This is a genomic window from Mucilaginibacter sp. OK283 (assembly GCF_900110415.1).
In the GTDB taxonomy this organism is placed as follows: Bacteria; Bacteroidota; Bacteroidia; order Sphingobacteriales; family Sphingobacteriaceae; genus Mucilaginibacter.
On the sequence record NZ_FODR01000018.1, the window covers coordinates 1 to 20102 of the forward strand.

Annotated in this window: 13 protein-coding genes; 9 read left to right on the forward strand and 4 right to left on the reverse strand. The window is 41.5% G+C overall.

What is annotated here, in order from left to right; genetic code table 11:
* Positions 1 to 319: 319 nt before the first annotated feature.
* Positions 320 to 952: a MarR family winged helix-turn-helix transcriptional regulator gene (locus tag BMX56_RS27530; RefSeq protein ID WP_090652935.1), complete on the reverse strand. Its 633-nt coding sequence runs from the start codon at positions 950 to 952 to the stop codon at positions 320 to 322.
* Between the two features lie 199 nt (positions 953 to 1151).
* Between BMX56_RS27530 and BMX56_RS27535 the strand changes: the two genes are divergently transcribed.
* The 4 genes from BMX56_RS27535 to BMX56_RS27550 all read left to right on the forward strand — a co-directional run bounded on the left by BMX56_RS27535 (position 1152) and on the right by BMX56_RS27550 (position 6834).
* Positions 1152 to 2900 carry an ABC transporter ATP-binding protein gene (locus BMX56_RS27535; RefSeq protein ID WP_090652936.1) on the forward strand — a complete coding sequence of 583 codons (1749 nt, stop codon included), beginning with the start codon at positions 1152 to 1154 and terminating at the stop codon, positions 2898 to 2900.
* A 141-nt stretch (positions 2901 to 3041) separates the two neighbouring features.
* Positions 3042 to 4802 (forward strand): ABC transporter ATP-binding protein, encoded by a 1761-nt coding sequence (locus BMX56_RS27540; RefSeq protein WP_090652937.1) that lies wholly within the window; start codon positions 3042 to 3044, stop codon positions 4800 to 4802.
* A gap of 142 nt (positions 4803 to 4944) precedes the next feature.
* Entirely contained in the window at positions 4945 to 5490 is a 546-nt protein-coding gene (locus BMX56_RS27545; RefSeq protein ID WP_090652938.1) for an REP-associated tyrosine transposase, read from the forward strand.
* A gap of 159 nt (positions 5491 to 5649) precedes the next feature.
* Entirely contained in the window at positions 5650 to 6834 is a 1185-nt protein-coding gene (locus BMX56_RS27550) for a tetratricopeptide repeat protein (RefSeq protein ID WP_090652939.1), read from the forward strand.
* 81 nt (positions 6835 to 6915) lie between these two features.
* On the opposite strand, the gene BMX56_RS27555 is transcribed toward BMX56_RS27550, so the two are convergent.
* On the reverse strand, positions 6916 to 9003 hold the full coding sequence (locus BMX56_RS27555) for a glycoside hydrolase family 97 protein (RefSeq protein WP_255369940.1): 2088 nt from the start codon (positions 9001 to 9003) through the stop codon (positions 6916 to 6918).
* A gap of 528 nt (positions 9004 to 9531) precedes the next feature.
* Here BMX56_RS27555 and BMX56_RS27565 point away from each other — a divergent pair.
* Positions 9532 to 10236 (forward strand): NUDIX hydrolase, encoded by a 705-nt coding sequence (locus BMX56_RS27565; RefSeq protein WP_090652941.1) that lies wholly within the window; start codon positions 9532 to 9534, stop codon positions 10234 to 10236.
* A gap of 13 nt (positions 10237 to 10249) precedes the next feature.
* Here BMX56_RS27565 and BMX56_RS27570 read toward each other — a convergent pair whose 3' ends face one another.
* Positions 10250 to 12379, reverse strand: a complete 2130-nt coding sequence (locus BMX56_RS27570) for a sensor histidine kinase (RefSeq protein ID WP_090652942.1) — start codon at positions 12377 to 12379, stop codon at positions 10250 to 10252.
* Between the two features lie 122 nt (positions 12380 to 12501).
* Between BMX56_RS27570 and BMX56_RS27575 the strand changes: the two genes are divergently transcribed.
* The 3 genes from BMX56_RS27575 to BMX56_RS27585 all read left to right on the forward strand — a co-directional run bounded on the left by BMX56_RS27575 (position 12502) and on the right by BMX56_RS27585 (position 17895).
* Positions 12502 to 12951, forward strand: a complete 450-nt coding sequence (locus BMX56_RS27575; protein ID WP_090652943.1) for a response regulator — start codon at positions 12502 to 12504, stop codon at positions 12949 to 12951.
* A 222-nt stretch (positions 12952 to 13173) separates the two neighbouring features.
* Positions 13174 to 16635, forward strand: a complete 3462-nt coding sequence (locus BMX56_RS27580; protein ID WP_177183943.1) for a PKD domain-containing protein — start codon at positions 13174 to 13176, stop codon at positions 16633 to 16635.
* A gap of 243 nt (positions 16636 to 16878) precedes the next feature.
* Entirely contained in the window at positions 16879 to 17895 is a 1017-nt protein-coding gene (locus BMX56_RS27585) for a PorP/SprF family type IX secretion system membrane protein (RefSeq protein WP_090652945.1), read from the forward strand.
* A gap of 142 nt (positions 17896 to 18037) precedes the next feature.
* Here BMX56_RS27585 and rpoN read toward each other — a convergent pair whose 3' ends face one another.
* Positions 18038 to 19513, reverse strand: a complete 1476-nt coding sequence (gene rpoN / locus BMX56_RS27590; protein WP_090652946.1) for an RNA polymerase factor sigma-54 — start codon at positions 19511 to 19513, stop codon at positions 18038 to 18040.
* A 140-nt stretch (positions 19514 to 19653) separates the two neighbouring features.
* Between rpoN and mscL the strand changes: the two genes are divergently transcribed.
* A complete protein-coding gene (gene mscL, locus BMX56_RS27595) occupies positions 19654 to 20073 on the forward strand; it encodes a large-conductance mechanosensitive channel protein MscL (RefSeq protein ID WP_090652947.1) in 420 nt (139 codons plus the stop codon).
* The last annotated feature ends 29 nt before the right edge of the window (positions 20074 to 20102 follow it).

A 20102-nucleotide genomic window follows, 5' to 3' on the forward strand; every position in this document is an offset into this window, starting at 1 on the left:
GTGAACTTCCTAACTTCGTTTTAATCAATAGTTCAAAGAACGGACGAACAGGCTCACGTCTGTATAATAGTCTCAATAGTTGCGCAACGACCACCGCAGGTGGAAAGAGGGTTTTGAACACTGAATATCAATACATTAAAAAAAATAAATAATAAATTTCCAAGCCCCTCTTTCCGGCGAAGCCGAAGAGAGGGTGGCGGGCGTAGCCTCGCCGGGTGAGTCTCCGCCGTCATACTATATACGCCATTCCCATTCAGGCTTTCACGAAATTTTACAACTCAGGATATCAATCTATTATATATTGCAAAGCGTCATTTTATTACTGTTTATCTGCCATCACCTGCTCATACATTTGGTCAAAAGGTTTATTCTTTAGCTCGATGGCTACGCCGGAGTTGCGTTGCTCGCAAAAGCGGAGCATCTCGAAGCAATCAATTAAAATATTATCGTCTACACCTTTAAAAGTCATTTCCACAACTTTGCCCGATACCTTGTAGTATTCCTCCAGCGCGCGTAGCCCTTCTTCGGTTATTTTAATGAGTTTGGCGCGTTTATCATCCGGCGATGTCCGCTCGTCAATTTTCTTTTCGGTTATCAGCCGGTTAATTACCTCCATGCCGGTGGTGGTTTCGGCAAACATGTAGTTGATCAGGTCGCTTTTTCGTACCTCGCCTAAATAATTAAGGCCGTTAAGGTAGTAGAAACTTTCGGCGGGGGGCAAGGCAATATGTTTTACCGCCGCACGGAAATAAAGACTGTATGCACTCATGATGCGACCTATTGTTTTTAACAGGAAAGCGCCATTCATAATGCGTTCGCCTTTTTTGCCCGGGTGTTTGGGCTGTGGCCGTTGTTTTTGCAGGTAGTATCTGCAAAATGTTTCAACGGTTTGGTCCGTGCTCACCTCCTCAAATTCCGACCACGCTTTAATTAATTCGACTACTGGCTTCATGATGTTCCTATTTCGGTATAAAAATAAAAAATTATTTCTAAAAAGTTTTAATTATTCCTAAATGGTAATATATTTGAAAAGTTATTTCGGATCGGTTTTAATTATTATTCAAACATTTAAAATGTTTTTGATTATCAATCGTCCAATAAAGTAGCGTTTATTTGTAATATACTTTTACGGCATCTAATATAACTTGCATATGCAACCCAATAAAACCAAACCAAATCAAAAACCACCCGGCGTATTCAGCCTGCTGAAGCCATACATGGGCTGGGTTACACTATTATTAATATTTTCTGTAGCGGCTACGGCAATTAACCTTTGGCTACCTAAAATAATTGCCAATGGAATTGATGCCTACACCCATCACCAATTTGTGGTTAATGATGTAATTAAAAAGTTTTCACTGGCGGCTATATTGGTATTTGTTTTCAGCGCGATACAGGGTGTTATACAAACCTATTCATCTGAGTTGGTGGCTAAGGATCTGCGCGAAAAGCTGGCAGATAAAATTTCGCGCCAAAGCCATGCATTTATTGAGCAGGCCAATCCTTCAAAACTGTTAACCAACCTCACCGCCGATATCGACTCCATAAAGCTGTTTGTATCGCAGGCGCTGGTATCAATTGTTACATCGCTTTTTACCATTATTGGCTGCAGCGTAATGCTGCTTATTATCAATTGGCGGCTGGCACTGGTAGTTATTGTTATTATCCCCATCATAGGCGGTACGTTTGCGTATGTTTTAAAAAATGTGCGCGCGCTGTTCATGAAAAGCCGAGGGGTGATAGATACACTGAACAAGGTTATTAACGAAAGTATTTTGGGCGCGGCGTTAATCCGGGTCATCAACTCGCAACAATTGGAGTTTAACAAATTTTTGGCCGCCAATACCGAAGCCAAAAATTACGGCCTAAAAATCCTCACTTTTTTTGCCGGGTTAATACCTATAGTAACCTTTACTGCCAACATGGCCTCGTTAACCATTTTAGTAATGGGCGGACATTTTGTGATAAACAGCAGCATGAGTCTGGGCAGTTTTGCGGCGTTTTACAGTTATTTGTCGCTATTGATATTCCCGATATTTGTGCTTGGTTTTATGAGCAACCTGATAGCGCAGGCCAGCGCGTCATATACCCGCATTGGCGTGGTTTTAGATGCGCCCGATGTTGTAGACGGCGGCGATTTAAAAGAGGTGCTTCGCGGGGATGTGGAACTAAGGGATGTATCTGTTGCGTACGGGCAAAAGCTGGCGCTTAAGGGGGTATCGTTAAAAGTTACCGCTGGATCAAAAATTGCCATCATCGGGCCAACATCGGCAGGTAAAACCCAATTGCTTTACCTGTTAACCGGGCTTATCAACACAACAAGCGGCGAGGTTTTGTACGATGGTAAAAGTATAGCGGCTTATGACAGCGAATCGTTTCACCGCCAGGTGGGTTTTGTTTTCCAGGATAGCATTATTTTTAATATGAGCATCCGCGAAAATATTGCTTTTAGCGATACGGTAACCGACGAATCGCTGCAAAAGGCGATTGATACGGCTGAGTTGAAAGATTTCATTAGCAATTTGCCCGATCATTTAAATACCATCGTATCCGAACGGGGTTCCAGCCTGTCGGGTGGCCAAAAACAGCGCATTATGCTGGCCAGGGCATTGGCGGTTAATCCCAAGGTTTTATTGCTGGATGATTTTACAGCGCGGGTAGATGGAAATACCGAAAAGAAGATATTGACCAATATTCAACAAAATTATCCGGGCTTAACATTAATATCTGTTACCCAAAAAATAGCCTCTGTTGAGCATTACGACCAGATAATTTTATTGATGGAAGGCGAAATGGTAGCCAGCGGTGTACATGACGACCTGATGAAAACCAGTACCGATTATGTGCAGATTTTCAACTCGCAACAAAGTACCAGTAATTACGAATCGGTTAAGTCTTGAGTCTGAAGTACTAAGTCTTAAGCCAGAAGTCTTGAGTCAAAAAGAATTTTATTTGACCTGAAACTTATTTCTGACTTAGAACTTAAGACTTCCGACTTAGGACTATCGATTTAGAAGTGTCACAAAAAATATTATCACAAAATGAATTACGATCTTAACCAGCTTAGTAAAACTGCCCCAAAAACATCAACCTGGGCGGGTCTTGGCAAGCTGATCCGGCTGATATCGCATGAGCGGCGGATACTTATCATGGCACTTATTGCCATACTAATAAATTCTTCACTCAACCTTTTGGGGCCGCTAATTATAGGCCGCACCATTGATAAGTATATCCAACATAAAGATTTTGGCGGCGTTATTCACAATGGCATACTGTTATTATGCATGTATGCCGTTGCGTTGTTTACCAGCTACAAACAAACCACGCTAATGGGCGGTGTAGGGCAGCGCATGCTGTTTACACTGCGTAATTCCATCTTTAATAAGCTGCAGCAATTGCCCGTGGGCTTTTTTAACCAAAATAAGGCGGGCGACCTGATATCGCGCGTAAATAATGATACCGATAAGCTGAACCAGTTTTTTTCGCAATCGCTGATGCAGTTTATCAGCAACATCTCTATCATGATAGGGGCGGGTATATTTTTACTGCTTATTAACCCCGAACTGGGGGCTGCTGCGCTATCACCGGCTTTAATTATTCTTGTTTTAACGCTGATATTATCGCCATGGATTAAACAAAAAAATGCGGCCAGCCTGAAAAGCACCGGTGGCCTAAGCGGCGAGATACAGGAAAGCCTGAACAATTTTAAAGTGATCATTGCCTTTAACCGCCGCGATTATTTCAGGAAAAGATTTGGCATTGCCAATACTGCAAATTACAAAGCGGCTATTGGGGCGGGCCTGGCCAGCACTGTTTTTATACCGGTTTACGGTTTTTTTGCCAGCATGGGGCAGCTCATTGTGTTGTCATTTGGTATTTATCTTATCGGTAATGGGCTTTTTAGCATTGGTATCCTGGTAAGTTATTTGTCATACACCACTAACTTTTACAACCCGCTAAGGCAACTGGCCGCGCTGTGGACAAATTTTCAGCTGGCTATGGCCGGGTGGGACAGGATATCGCAGATACTATCGTTAGAGAGTGACCTACCACAGATAGCCGTTGGCATTACCGAGCCCAACGCAGCGTTGCTGGAGTTCAGGAACGTGCATTTCAGTTACGATGAAAGCAAAGAGATATTGCACAACGTTAACTTTAAACTGGAACAGGGTAAAACCTATGCCCTGGTTGGCCCCACAGGCGGTGGTAAAACCACAACGGCGTCGCTCATAGCCCGCTTGTATGATCCATCGAAAGGATTGGTATTGCTGGATGGCAAGGATATCCGCACCTATACTGCCGAAGAGCGCAGCCTTAAAATCGGCTTCATTTTACAGGAACCGTTTTTGTTTAGTGGTACCGTAAAAGATAACATCCTGTACAGTAACGATATGTACAAGGAGCATACCAACGACGAATTAGAAAAAGTAATTACAGATGCCAACCTGGGCAGTTTGCTGGCCATTTTTGAGAATGGGCTGGAAACACCGGTACTTTCGAGCGGAGATAGTATTAGCCTGGGCCAAAAGCAACTGATTGCCTTTATGCGTGCCGTACTGCGTAACCCGCAGCTATTGATTTTGGATGAAGCCACCGCCAATATTGATACCATTACCGAAAAACTGCTGAGCGATATCCTGAACAAACTGCCCGAAACTACCACCCGGGTAATTATAGCCCACCGCCTGAATACCATTGAAAATGCCGACGAGATTTTCTTTGTAAATTCCGGTGAGGTGATTCGCGCAGGTGGCCTGAACGAGGCTATTGATATGCTGCTGCATGGGAAGAGGGTGAGTTAGGAGAGGAGAATCAAGAAATAAGAGTCAAGAATCAAGACAGGAGCTTGTTGGACACGTTGTGCGCAGCTGCCGCGAGTTTAGCGTAAGCGTAACTCGTGGTATGCATAATTTAAGCTTAAATTTAATTTGTTAATTTAACCTCATTAGCAGCAATTATAAATTTCGTAACCAGGAATGTTTATACTTTGTAACTTTTACGGTTGTAAGATGGATAGATGTATTGACTAGGAGAGCGTATAAGGATATCATTGTAGAAAGCCTTAAATATTGCATAAAACATAAGGGACTTCAATTACATGGCTGGGTTATTATGAGTAACCATGTGCATTTAATTATCAGTACAAATGATAAGCCCATGCAGGATATTTTACGGGATGTTAAAAGGCACACTTCAAAAGCGATAACCAAAGCTATTATCGAAAATGTGCAGGAAAGCAGGCGTGAATGGATGTTGTGGTTTTTTGAGCGTGAGGGCAAGAGTAACCCCAATAACGAAAATTACCAATTTTGGCAACAAGGCAATCACCCGATAGAAATATATACAAACAAGGTACTTGATCAGAAACTTGATTATATTCACAATAACCCAGTAACAGCTGGCTGGGTTGATGAACCACACCATTTTCTATACAGTAGTGCAAGAGACTATGCCGGAGGTAAAGGCTTAATTGATATTATATTGGTTTAGTTTCATAATTTAAGCTGGAAGCTTAAATTATGCATACCACGAGTTACGCTGCGCTAAACTCGCGGCAGCTTTAGCGTAACTCGGGGTATGCATAAGGCTTTTTGAATGCTGCGTTATACCTAAGGTTGTTATATTTATGCAAATGATTTTTGGAATACAATGGCAGATAAAATTAAAAGTGACTTTGAGGTAGTAACGGCCGAATCGCGCAAATTGGCTATAGCCTGGCAGCATGGCTTTATCAATTACGATCACTTTTTTGTGGCTATGTTGCAAAATAAATGTAAGGCTACAAAATATTTTGACCATTTTGATTCGGATTACTGGGAAGCAAAAATAAAAGCGTTGTATCCTGCAACAGGTAAGCAAAAACAGAGGGATTTGATGCCGTTAACTGTAGAGGCCGAGCTTGTTATAAATCATGCTTACCAAATATCGGGCATTGATGATTTTGCCCCAACCAATACCATACACCTGTTGCTGGCTATTTTAAGTTACGATAATGAGGTAAGCAAAGCTTTTTGCCAGGCGGGGATATTAATTGAAGATATTACGGGTGCTGAATTTAAAAATCCGGTAAAACAGTTTCCATCTCCCGTAGAGGCTATTCGGGAAAAACCATATAGCAAAGCAGAACTCTTTTTTTTGTCAAAAGCATCGAAAAAGAAGCGGGTTGACGCTTTGTATCGAAATGCCCTTAACTTTTATTTTTATGGACAATTCGATGATGTTTTAAAAATATGCCGGATAGGTTTAAGTCTTTTGCCCAATTATATGCACTTCAAGGTGTTAATGGCTTTCGCCAGCCAAAAGCTGCGTGATTTCGATTTAGCATTGTCGCTAATGACTGAATTGGCAGAGCTTAAGCCCGACGACATTGATTTAAGCCTTTCATTGTCACTTCTGTATGGTATGATGGGAAGGTACGGGGAGTGCGGCGAGATGTTAGACGCTCTTTTGCAGGTACAACCGGATAACGTATCATTTTTAAATAACAAAGGCTTTAACCTGCAATTACAGGAGCGTTATGCTGAATCGGTGCCTTTATTTGAGCAGGTTATACAGGCAGATCCTTCAATTGCCTATGTCTGGAATAACTTAGGTTTCTCGAAGTTCAGACTGGGAGAGAAGGAGCAAGGGGTGGGCATGATTAATAAATCGCTTGAGCTGGATAAGGGAAACCCGTACGCGTACAAGAACCGAGGTATTGTTTTGATGGAGCAAGGACAAAAAACTGAAGCAAAACAAAATTTTATACTTGCCCTGAAATTTGGCTACACCGAAAACTACGGTGACGAAGTGGAAAAATTGCTGCATAGCCTAAGCCCGGAGGATCCTATTTAAACGTTGCAAAACGCAAAATAACCCGGATGATGATTCATCCGGGCTATCCAATTCTTCAACAGCGGGCTGCTAAAAAGAAATTTATTTTAACTCAGCCGCGAAACCGCCATTACGTACCATAGTGATGGTCATTTTATCGCCGGCTTTTACCTGTTTGGTTTTACGGCGGTAATCCATAGCCTGGCTGCCTGCGTTTATGCCATCTTCAAACCATGTTATGGTGTATGTTTTGTCTTTATCCAAAAAGTCGAAATTGATTTCCAACTCCCTGGTTTTTTCTTTGCCATTGGTTATGCCACCGATAAACCATTTTTCGCTTTTGCGTTTGGCTACAACTGCAACCTGGCCGGCATCTGCAATTAGCGCCCGGGTTTCGTCCCAGGTGGTGGGCACGCTGGTTATAAATTCGGTACAATCGGCGTTGCGGTAGTAAAGCGATGGGTTATCGCACAGCATTTGTACACCGCTTTCAAACACCACGTACATGGCCAACTGGTTAACCCTGGTGCCTATGGCAGCTGCATTGGGCCGTTGCGCGCTGTAAACGTTGGGCTGCATGTTTATCATGGCCCCCGGTGTAAAATCCATCGGGCCTACGGCGTTACGTATAAATGGCAGATAAGTGCTGTTATCGGGCGAGCAACCCCCCATTTGTTCAAGGCCGCGAACTCCCTCGTACGATATGAGGTTCGGATATTTATATTCGAGCCCTGCAGGTTTAAAGGCACCATGAAAATCAACAAAAACCTTGTTCATGGCCGCTTCTTTAACCACATCTTCATAGTATTTTACCATCCATTGGTCGCTACGGTCCATAAAGTCAATTTTAACGCCTTTAACGCCCCATTCGTGGAAGGTTTTAAACAAATTCATATTATTATGTACGGTAAGCCATGTTAGCCATAAAATGACGCCCACATTTTTTTCCTTGCCATAACGGATTAGCTCTTTCAGGTCTACCTTCGGATTGGGAGTGTACGGGTCGGTTGTGCTTTTGGCCCATCCCTCGTCCATCACAATATATTTAACGCCGTATTTGGAGGCAAAGTCGATATAGTATTTGTAGGTATCCAGGTTATACCCCGACACAAAGTTTACATCGGGCCCATAAGGGGTAGCATCGTTCCACCATTCCCAGCTGGCCTGGCCGGGTTTAATCCACGTGGCGTCGCCAATAACGCTTTTTGAAGACAACCTCAACGTCATGGTGTTTTCTAACAGTTGCTTATCGGTTTTAGCTATTACAAAATACCGCCACGGAAAATTACGGGTGCCGGATGTTTTGGCAATATAATCTGCCGATTTTAAGATCTTCTGGCTCCGGTCGCCGTCGGGGTCAAATTCCAGCGGAACTTTTGGAAACGTAGCTTCGGCGCCGTTGCTGCCTGTGCCTGTTAAAAACATGCCCGGATAATCGGAAAGGTCGGCTTCGCTGATCAGTATTTTATAGTTTTGTTTGGTATCTATCAACACCGGCAGGGTCGACATTTTGTCGGCCGGTTGCCATGAAGCCGATGAAACGTGCGTATAAGCATCTTCATAGGAGGTTTTAAAGCCACTCGGCTGCTGCAGGGTTAACGCGTAATCTTCAGGAAAGTTTATACCAAAATCCTCGCTCATTACCGTTACATCTCCCTTTTTTTGGGTTATAAAACGGTATGCTATCCCATCATCAAAAGCACGGAATTCTACCGAGTAGTTCCCTTTAAAGTTTAATAGCACGGCATTATAAATGCTTTTAACGGTCGAGAATTTCAGGGAAACATATGGTTTGATGATTTCTTCGCCATGTATATGCTTCGAGTGCAGAAGTTTGGGGTTTTGGCCTAAGGTAACATCTTTAAGATTAAGTCCTAGGTGGCTTTTGGTCAGCAATTCTTTACCGTTGCCATATACGGAGTAATATATTTTATCGCCGGTAGTTATAGTTACCTTAAGCTCGCCATTTGGCGAGGCCAGATCAATAGGTTTGTCCTGGGCAAACAGTCTGCCCGTGGCGACAGATAACAAGATAAGGCAACATAGATATTTTTTCATAAAACGGATAACGGTGTAATTGGGTTTATTGGTAAATGATGGTATTGTTGGCAAATTGCCGCAAGCATTGGCTGTGCAAATGGTGCGCTGATAATTTAGTACAGGCAATGATAACGAAACATTACCGGCCACTTTTTATCAATAGCCAAAGTTAATGTTAAGTAGTTAAAATAAAACCAGGCCAATGGCCGCGCGATGTGGATTAATCACCCATAAAACCGGGATAGCCGGGCTTATGGGTGATTTTTTGAAGCCGGTACCACTGGTAGTAGATGTAGCTTCTGAATACTAATTTGCTGATAATTTGTGTTTTAAATAACACTCTAAGTCCGGCAAGATGATTTCCCCCATTGATTTTAATAACAAGGTTCTGCAAAACTTTCAAGATACAATTCAATATCGAAATGTATAGGCCGACAATAAATATGTACGTTTTAACAAAAATGGCAATCAGATAATTTATCCTTTGGGTTGTTGTAAAATTAAAAGGTGGTGAAGGTGTGGCAAAGGTGTTGCACTGGCTTTAAAAGTCAGACGAGCGGATAAACCTGATAATGCAGAAGATACATCCGATAATACCGGCTTATAAAATAGTTGTCGGATTAACACTAAATAATTGCATAATTATTTTTACACTTGCATATAAACTCTAACTAAATTATGCAGAAGTATAGCGGCCAGAAGCGCATCTTAGTGGCTACCGATTGTATCATTTTTGGATTTGATGGCTGGAATATCAAATTATTGCTGGTTCAGCGTGGCCTTGAGCCCGAAAAACATAAATGGAGCCTGATGGGCGGCTTTATTCAACCTTCGGAATCGCCGGATGATGCTGCTAACCGCGTTTTGGAGTTGCGTACCGGGCTTAAAAATGTGTATATGGAACAGTTTCGTGTATTTGGCAGTCCTGACCGTGACCCGGTTGAACGCACGCTTTCGATAGCTTATTTTGCATTGATAGATATTCATCAATATGAAAAACAACTGAGTGATGAATATCATCCTGAATGGTTTTTACTGGATGAAATGCCCGACCTCATATTTGACCATGCCCAAATGGTTAGGTTGGCACTGAGACAGTTGCGCTATAAAGCTGCGCTGCACCCGATCCTGTTCCAGCTTTTGCCCGAAAAATTTACCATCCCGCAATTGCAGGCGCTATACGAGGGGGTTTATCAAACCAAATTCGACGACAGGAATTTTAGCCGTAAACTGTTATCAACCGGTTTGTTGGTTAAGCAACCCGAAAAGGATAAGTTGTCCTCAAAAAAAGGAGCATTTTATTATAAGCTCGACCAATCGCACTACGAACAAAACTTCGAGTCGTTTTTAAATCTTGTACCAAACCCCGAGAAGTTTTTTTAAGACATATTGAACATCAAACCAGGTTTTTAGGCAATACTACGGTAAATGTTGTGCCCTTGCCACGGGCAGATACCACATTAATGCTGCCCCGGTGCTTTTCGATGATGCCAAATACAATTGACAAGCCCAGGCCGGTGCCTTCGCCTACATCTTTAGTAGTAAAAAAAGGCTCGAAAATCCGGTTTTTAGTCTCGTCGTCCATCCCTATGCCAGTATCGGCAATTTCGATGGAAATATGACTGGGCAGTTCACCGGTTGTTATCACCAGGCTATTGCCCTCGTGCTGTTCTTTTGCTTTAATAGCATGTATGCTGTTTCCAATCAGGTTTATCAATACCTGGTTAATTTTCCCCGGATAACAGTTTATAGGTTTAATATTGTTTAAAACGGTTTTAACCTCGATGTAATAGGGGATAGTGCTTTTTAAAATAAGCAGATTGGCCCGTATGGCTTTATTGATATCAAGTTTCTTTAAAATCAATTCATCGGTGCTGCTAAAGGTAAAAAGGCTTTTAACAATTTCGGTGGTACGTTTGGCGCCCTCTTCAATGCCGTTTAACAGTATATGTATCTCGTCCCTTATAAAATCTGGGTTGATGGTTTGCCGGTAGGCCTGCGCTGCGCCGATATATTCTGCGCTATCTGGGTTGTTTAATACATCATCATATTTATTAAGCAAAGTAAATAATTCATCTAAATCAAGACGCAAAGGACTGATGTTTGAACTCACAAAGTTGATGGGGTTATTAATTTCGTGCGCAACACCTGCGGTAAGGCGGCCAAGAGATGCCATTTTTTCGGTATCAACCAACTGGTGCTGCGTGCTCTTAAGGTTATCAATAATTTTCGAAAGGTCTTTATTGGCATTTATCAGTTCACTTGTGCGCTCTTTTACTTTATTTTCGAGCGATTTATTTTGCTGCATAATTAATCGTTGATTTTCCCTGGCAACAGAAATGGCGAAGTTTTGTGCCTCTATTTTTTGGTTCCGGTAAAGGTTAATCTTATCTGCCAATGCGCCCGAAAATAAAACTATGCCAATTACTAAACTTAAGGATGTAAGGTTGGCTGTAAAAATATTGTACGGGATAATATCTTTAGTCTGCGCTGCTGATATTAATATGCCAACAAAAAGAGTTCCCCAGCCCAGCATAAACAATTTGGCAGGTTTAAAGCCCTTTACATACAAATAGGTAACTATGAAAAGTAGGTAAATGGCGATGAAAATCATCGTGATATTAATGATGCCGTAAGAGAGCGCGGTGAATTTGCCAAAAATTACGATGGTGGTAACGATGTATATTGCAAATAACAGCAAATTAATATTGTAGCCCGCCCTTAGGTTTCCTTTTAACTGTAAAAACTCGCCGGCAAATAGTAAAGTAAATACGCCAAAACACACCCTGGCCAAAGGAATGATGTAATTGTTAAAGGTAATTTTATCGTCCGCGAGGTAATTCCCATATCCCCGCCTGAAGGTTAGGTTTAACCCCATGAAAATAATAAAAAAAACGTAGTAGAGATAACTAAGGTCACGTATGATAAAAAAAAGCATTAAATTGTACAATACGCTAATAATAATAGCCCCCACAAATGCGGCAGTAACCACGTTTTCGATGTTTTGACTCCTGAAAAACGACCATTGGCTATAAACTTTTATAGGGATAACCGACCATAGGCTACTTTTAACGCGCAGATATATTGTTTTTGATGAACCAGGTGGTAGCGGTAAACTAATGCTATTTGGGCTTTGCAATTTCGACTGACTGGGCTCATCGCTGGCCGTTAGATGGCAGATTTTATTTGCTTCATTTACATAGTACAAATCAAAAGCGTCAATAATTCCCGCGCCGGTGTTTACCAATATATTGGGCTCATCGTCGCTGTTTTTGATAGTAGCCTTTAACCAAACAGTCGAATTAAAAAATGTCGACATAGGCAGGGAGTTAAGGCTCGTTTTAAAAGCTGTGCTTTTTAGCACATGGTTTGCAGTCAGGCTTCCGGATGGATCTTCCAGTTCGTAAAAATAACCACTGGTTAGCAGCTTTGATTGGTTGTTATTAATTACAAGCGTATCTGCATTATGTGCAAAAACTATAGCGTTTTGGAACAGTAAATATGTGGCTAACAAAAATTTCTTCATATTTACTTATTGTAATTTTTTGATAGCGCAATATTTGCTAAAAAATGGGCAAAAATTAAAACTTTCTATAAATTTACTTTACAAACCAATTATCTAAACCAGTTTTACCTAATTTTTTCGCTATGCCCGTTGGAGTATTGTATGTTGATGATGAGATAAATAACTTAAATAGTTTTAAAGCGGCGTTCAGGCGGAGTTTTAATATTTATACGGCGCAATCGGCAGCCGAGGGGTGCCAGGTACTGCAGGCTTATGAGATAGGTGTTATAATTACCGACCAGCGAATGCCGGTTACAACCGGTATCGAATTTTTAGAGTCGATTTTACCTTTGTATCCCGATACCATCCGTATACTTTTAACTGGTTTTTCGGATGTTAACGCGGTGATGGATGCAATTAACCGGGGGCAGGTTTACAAATACCTGGTAAAACCCTGGCAAAACGACGAACTGAAAATTTACATTCAAAATGCTATTGAAATATATGAGCTGCGAAAAGAAAATAAGGAACTAACCTATAAGCTTCAAATCGCTAACCTTGAACTTGAGTCGCTCCATAAAACCGGGGGATAGTTTAGGTTTAATACAGGTTTAACGGTCATCACACTACTCTTTAATAACCAACGGATGTTTAGTATTTCAAATCTTACGTTTCAAAGCTAATATGATATGAAAACGATTTGCAAATTTAATTTGTATGATTGTTTGCATAAAGCAAAGGGTAAAAGGCTCAAATCTCAACTGATAAATCTTATATCCATTTTCGTTTTTTTAATATTTTTCAATTCAGGTGCAATGGCGCAAAATGGTTTCTCGAACCAGGGGACCGAATTTTGGACGGTTTATATGGATCATATCGATCCACCTACCACAAGCGATCCCAGGGGCAACGTGAGTAAAATGGACCTTTATATTACCGCCGATGTAAATACCAGGGTAACTGTTGCTATTGCCGATGGCACTTTTTCTGAAAGTTACGATGTAGTGGCGAGGCAAATACTTACGGTAGAAATACCAGGAAGCGCTTTTATTGACCAGCAAGGTCTGAGCTTAAAAGGTATTCATATCACATCACAAAAGCCGGTTGCTGTTTATGCCCATATTTTCGCTCAAAGTGTTTCGGGCGCCACCCTTTTGCTGCCTGTAAATGTGCTTGGCAAAGATTATCTTTCTATCAATTACAACCAGCAATCCAATTCCCTTAGCACCGAAAAAAAACCATCTTATTCCACATTTGCAGTTATTGGAACTGAAGATAATACTACCGTAGAAATAACACCAACCACATACCTGCTTAATGGCGAGCCGCCGGGCAAGCCTTTTACTGTAAATTTAAACAAAGGCCAGGTGTACCAGGGCCTGGCAAATGACGATTTAACAGGTACACGTATCCGCACCATAAGTACCCAGGCCGGATCATGTAAAAAAGTTGCCGTTTTTTCGGGGAGCTCAAAAATACTTATCGGTTGTTTAACCAAAAACAATACATCTGACAACCTTTTCCAACAGGTTTATCCCACCGCTGCCTGGGGTAAAAATTATATCACTGCACCCTTAAAAAGCCGCTTTTATGATGTTTTCAGGATTGTTAAAAGCGATCCTAACACAACCGTAAACCTAAACGGCGCTAATCTTTCACCGTCGGATTTTGTAAACGGACGTTATTACGAGTTTAATTCAACCAGCCCTAATGTTATTAAAGCTGATAAACCTGTGCAGGTTGTGCAGTATGCGGTAACACAATTTAAAACAATTAGCTGCATTGATACCGCACTTGATATCGGCGATCCCGAAATGATTTATCTTAATCCGCTTGAACAAACGCTTGATCATGTCACCTTAAATTCAACCGGTAATTTCAGGATAGCAAATAACTATATCAATGTAATTATAAAAACTGCTGCCGTGCCCACCTTTGCGCTCGACGGTAAACCGTATACTGAATTTACCCCCGTAAGCAATAATCCGGTTTATTCATATGCCCAGATATATGTTTACAACGGGGTTCATCATATAAGCGCGTCCGACGGCTTTAACGCCATTGCCTACGGCTTTGGTAACGCCGAATCATACGGCTATGCTGCGGGCACCAACTTGAAAAACCTAACCCGGTTTATTGCTTTGGATGATCCTAAAACCAATACTACTACATTGAACGGCTGCTCTGGCGTAACCTACAAAATACAATTAACCCTGCCCTACAAAACAACGCACATCAAGTGGGATTTTAAAAATGGCATCGTATATGATGATAGCAACCCGGTTGTAAAATCAACTTCGGTAAAGGGCGGGCAAACTTTGTATTTATATGAGTATGCAGCCGATGCGGTTTATAATGCAGGCGATTACTCTATATTAGCAACGGTATTTAACCCGGTTGCTGATGAATGCGGTTCGGACGAGGATGTTGAGCTTGACTTTAATATCTCTGATCCGCCTGTTTCAAAATTTAACTTTTCGGGAGCATGTTTGGGCGATACCACTTTTTTTAGAGATACATCGGTAACCAACGGCCGCGAAATTAAAACATGGTTATGGGATTTTGGCGACGGATACACGGATGTGGTGCAAAACCCATCACATTTTTATAAAAAGGCCGGAGAATATACAGTCAGGCTTACTATTACCAATGAAAATGGCTGTACCGATATATCGGAGGCTTCAAAAGTTAGTATCAGCAATTTGCCTGTAGCAAATTTTGACGTTGCTGCTTCAGGTTGTCCTAAGCAGGATGTAAGTTTTACAGATCGGTCTGTAACTGCTGATGGCACAATATCAAAATGGATATGGGATTTTGGAGATAGTACTGCCGTGATAACTAAAACAGATAAATCGCCCATTGCACACGTTTACCAGGCTGCCGGTACTTATACTGCAAAATTAACCGTAATAAATGCCAATGGTTGCGCCGGGTTGGTTAAACAAAAGGCTGTAGTAATAAGCCAGCTTCCCGTTGTAGATTTTGTTCTGCCAGACGCCTGCGTTGCCGACTATGTTCAATTTAAAGATAGTAGCATGGTAGCCGACCATACAGAAGCCGATTTTATTTACCACTGGGATTTTGGTGATATTAACGCCACTGCCGCCAACAACACATCTGCCGAAAAAAATCCGCGACATCATTATACCGAGGCCCGCGATGATTACCAGGTGAGTTTAACAATTACTTCAAAATATGGCTGCACATACACCCAAACCAAAACTTTTGTAGTTAACGGCGATATTCCTAAAGCAAACGTGGTGTTAAAAGATCCCTCGGCAATATGCAGCAACAAGGAGGCCTTTTTTGAAAACCGGTCGACAGTAAATTTTGGTAACATAACCCGGTTGGAGGTTACTTTTGATATGGCAGATGCCTCATCATTGAGGGTTTATGAACACCCGGTTTACGGGCAGCAGTTACGCTATACTTACCCCATATTTACCGATGGCGACCGTACTTTTAATGTGCATGTTGCTGCTTATTCCGGGGGTGTTTGTGCCAATATTCAGGAATTTCCCTTAGTTGTAAAAGCTACCCACATTATTACTTTAGCGGCAGTGCCACCAATTTGTCCTGAGGCTACCGCTATACAGCTTGCTCCTTTAAGTATAGTAGGCCAGCCTGGCAGCGGCTCATATTACGGCAGTGGAGTAAGTTTAAACGGCTTATTTAACCCGGCTGTGGCTGGTGTAGGCACTGTCAATATAAACTATGTATATACAACTGCAAATAGTTGTCCTGATACTGTGAGCCAACAAATTGTGGTATCCCCTTCGCCAATTGTAACTTCAGAGGGGGCAGTAACGATGCTTGAGGGTGCAGCGATTACGTTAAAAGCATCAGCAGCCGGCCATAACCTTAGTTATAAATGGTACCCTTCAATTGGCCTTGATCATGATGATGTATTGAACCCTATAGCAAGCCCTAAAGAAACTACGGGTTACCGTTTAACGGTGACATCTGCAGAAGGGTGCTCAAGTTCGGCAGATGTTACGGTGAAGGTTTTAAAATACCTGGTAATTCCAAATGCATTTACACCTAACGGAGATGGACGAAATGATGTTTGGGATGTTAAATATTTAAATGATTATCCCGATAATACCGTAGCAGTTTATAACAGGTATGGCCAAAAACTATTTTCATCAGTTGGCTATCCTGTTCCATGGGATGGCAGATATAACGGGAATTACCTTTCGCCCGGCACCTATTATTACATTATCAACCCTAAAAACGGGCGTGGAATTGTATCCGGAAGTGTTACTATTATGAGATAATTAATGGTTTTGTAGATTACATAAAACGGCATTAATTATTAAAACATCGATATTTTAATAAATTCTATCGATAGAATATGTAATAGATACAGAGAAAGATTATATTCGTCAATTGGTTACAATGCACTCCGTAACGGCTAACAGAATGGATCTGGTTTGTCACCGGCAACGTGTTGTTGAATAATGAAGCCTAAACCGGACGGAATGTTATTAGGGTTTTTGTAGCCATCATAAGATAAATTGATGAAGAGAATTTTTTACGTTATTGTTTTTTTTATTGCAGGTGTACATTTTGCGTATGCGCAGCAAAAGCCTCAATACACCCAATATATTTTTAATAATTACCTGTTGAACCCGGCCTTAACCGGCATCGAAAATTATACCGATGTTAAAGCAGGCTACCGTAGTCAATGGACAGGACTTGAAGGTGCACCCACAACCGGCTATTTAAGCATCAACGCGCCTATCGGCGACAGGTTTGTACAGGGGGATGCGACGGCCTTCCCCGCAAGTGGTGGGCTTAATCCCTCAAGCAGATTGTATACCCAACAGTACCAGGCTGCGGAGCCCCATCATGGTATTGGCTTAACGCTTGTTTCTGATAAAACAGGGCCCATAAGCCAAACAACTATCGATGCTACTTATGCATATCATTTAGGCCTTACCGATAGGTTAAACCTGGCGGTTGGTGTATCGGCAGGGGTGAGCCACAACGTGCTCGATCGCGCTGCACTTCATTTTGGTGGGGTAGATGATTCTGATCCAATTTTGGCCAACCTAAACACTAATCAGTGGAAACCCGATTTGGGTTTTGGAGTTTGGGCTTACGCTTCTGATTACTTTTTTGGAGTATCTGTGCAACAAATATTGCCGCAAAGCCTGTATGTAACCGGGTCATCATCATTAAACAAAACAGTGCCGCATTACTTCTTTACGGCGGGCACCAAGCTGTTTTTGTCTGATGATGTTACACTTATCCCCTCGGTATTGGTTAAAGTAATAAAGCCGGTGCCTACTACTTTTGATGTAAACATGAAAGTATCGTTCCAGGACAAATTTTGGTTAGGCGGCTCATACCGCCGCAACGATTCTTTTGCGGCTATGGTTGGTTTTAACCTCAGCTCGTTTATAAACGTTGGTTACTCTTATGATTTTACCACCTCGGCCCTAAACACCGTAAGTAACGGATCGCATGAAATTGTCATCGGAATCCTCCTTAATAACCGCTATAAAGTTACCTGCCCGCAGCATACGTTTTAGATTTCAAATGTGCAGATTGGACTTCGTTATAAATAAAATGCCCCGATTGAATTCAATCAGGGCATTTTCTATTTTATAGCTTTATAATTTAATCCTCAAATATTTCATCTGCACATCTGAAATCTGCACATCTGAAATCTGTCTACAATTCCCTGCGTAACCTTGCAACAGGGATATTCATTTGCTCGCGGTATTTGGCTACGGTGCGGCGGGCTATGTTATAACCGGCATCTTTTAATATATCGGTCAGTTTTTCATCGGCAAGTGGGTGGCGTTTGTCTTCTTTGCCAATGTGCTCTTCCAATATCTTTTTAACCTCTTTATTAGATACCTCTTCGCCGCTTTCAGTTTGGATTGCTTCTGAGAAGAAGGATTTTAACAAAAAAGTACCAAACTCGGTTTGAACGTATTTAGAGTTGGCCACACGTGATACGGTGCTGATGTCCATGTTTATCCTGTCGGCAATATCCTTCAGGATCATAGGCTTCAGGTTTTTGTCATCGCCGGTAAGGAAAAACTCATATTGGTACTGCATGATGGCATTCATTGTTTTTAACAATGTTTGCTGACGCTGTTTAATAGCATCAATAAACCATTTGGCCGAATCAAGCTTTTGTTTTACAAATTGTACTGCTTCCTTTAGTTTTTTATCCTTTTGCGATGCCTTATCATAATGCTGAAACATTTCCTGGTATGACCGGCTAACACGTAATTCAGGAGCATTTTTGGAGTTTAAGGTGAGTATCAGTACACCATCGTTGTTGGTGATGTGAAAATCAGGAATCACCTGCATCTGTTTGGTGTTAATTTCATTACTATCGCCCGGCTTAGGGTTAAGTTTCAAAATCTCGTTAATAACACCACGCAACTCGTCCGAATCCATATTTAGCGATTTTTCCAGCTTATCGTAATGTTTGCGGGTAAACTCGTCAAGATATTGCTCAACAACGATGATCGCTTTTTTTATGATAGGGTCATTAGGATCTTTTTTGCGAAGCTGGATGAGCAGGCATTCCTGCAGGCTACGTGCGCCTACACCGGCCGGATCAAAGTTTTGAATCACCTTTAACATGTCTTCAACTTCTTCATCTTCGGCCATTACATTTTGGGAAAAGGCCAGGTCGTCGGTAAGTGACATGATAGGACGACGCAGATATCCATCATCATCAAGGCTGCCAATGATCTGTTTGCCTATCCTGAAATCCTTATCACTTAGCGGTAATAGGTCAAGCTGTAGTTGCAGGCTTTCAAAAAACGAGCTTTGTACAGCAATCGGGATTTCTTTTCGCTCATCCTCATCGTCTCCGTTTTGGTCATAGCGCGATCCATAGTCATTTACGTTGTCATCCTGCAAATAATCGTCTATATTAAATTCATCCATTTCCCCCTTTTCTTCATCACCGTTAAAGGTGTCTTCGTCAGGGTCGCGGTCTGGATATTCTTCAACGGGCTCATTCAAATTTGTTAAGCTAAGGTCCTCAAGTGCAGGGTTTTCTTCCAGTTCTTCTTTAATTCGGGTATCCAGAGATACGGTAGGCACCTGCAGCAATTTTATAAATTGTATTTGCTGTGGCGATAGCTTTTGTAAAAGTTTTTGTTGAAGGTTCTGTTTTAGCATAGTTTAAGACGTGTTCAAAAATACATCAATTACCGTGAACTTTAAAATAACTTACCGTAAATGGAATAATGATGATAAATGTTAAATAAAAACTTTTGTTTGGTTAGTGTGTTAAATAATCTTAACCAAAAATCAATATCATGGCCGTAATTAAAGAATTTAAGGAGTTTGCCCTGCGTGGCAACGTTATTGACCTTGCAGTGGGCGTTATTATTGGCGCCGCTTTCGGTAAAATAGTTACCTCGCTGGTAACTGATATTATTATGCCGCCAATCGGCCTTGCTACGGGAGGTGTGGATTTTAAAGATATCAAGATATTGCTGAAGCATGGCGATGCCGAAAAAAAAATACCTGATGTAGCTGTTAATATTGGTAATTTTATTAACATCACCATTGAGTTTTTAATAGTAGCGTTTTGTATTTTTCTTATTGTAAAAACAATCAATGCCATTAAACGGTCGCCCGAACCAGAAGCTGTTCCCGCGCCCGAACCAGCCCCAACCAAAGAAGAAATTTTACTTACTGAGATCAGGGATCTGTTAGCAGCCCGGAAATCTTAATGTTCGATGGCTGATAGTTCATGGATAGT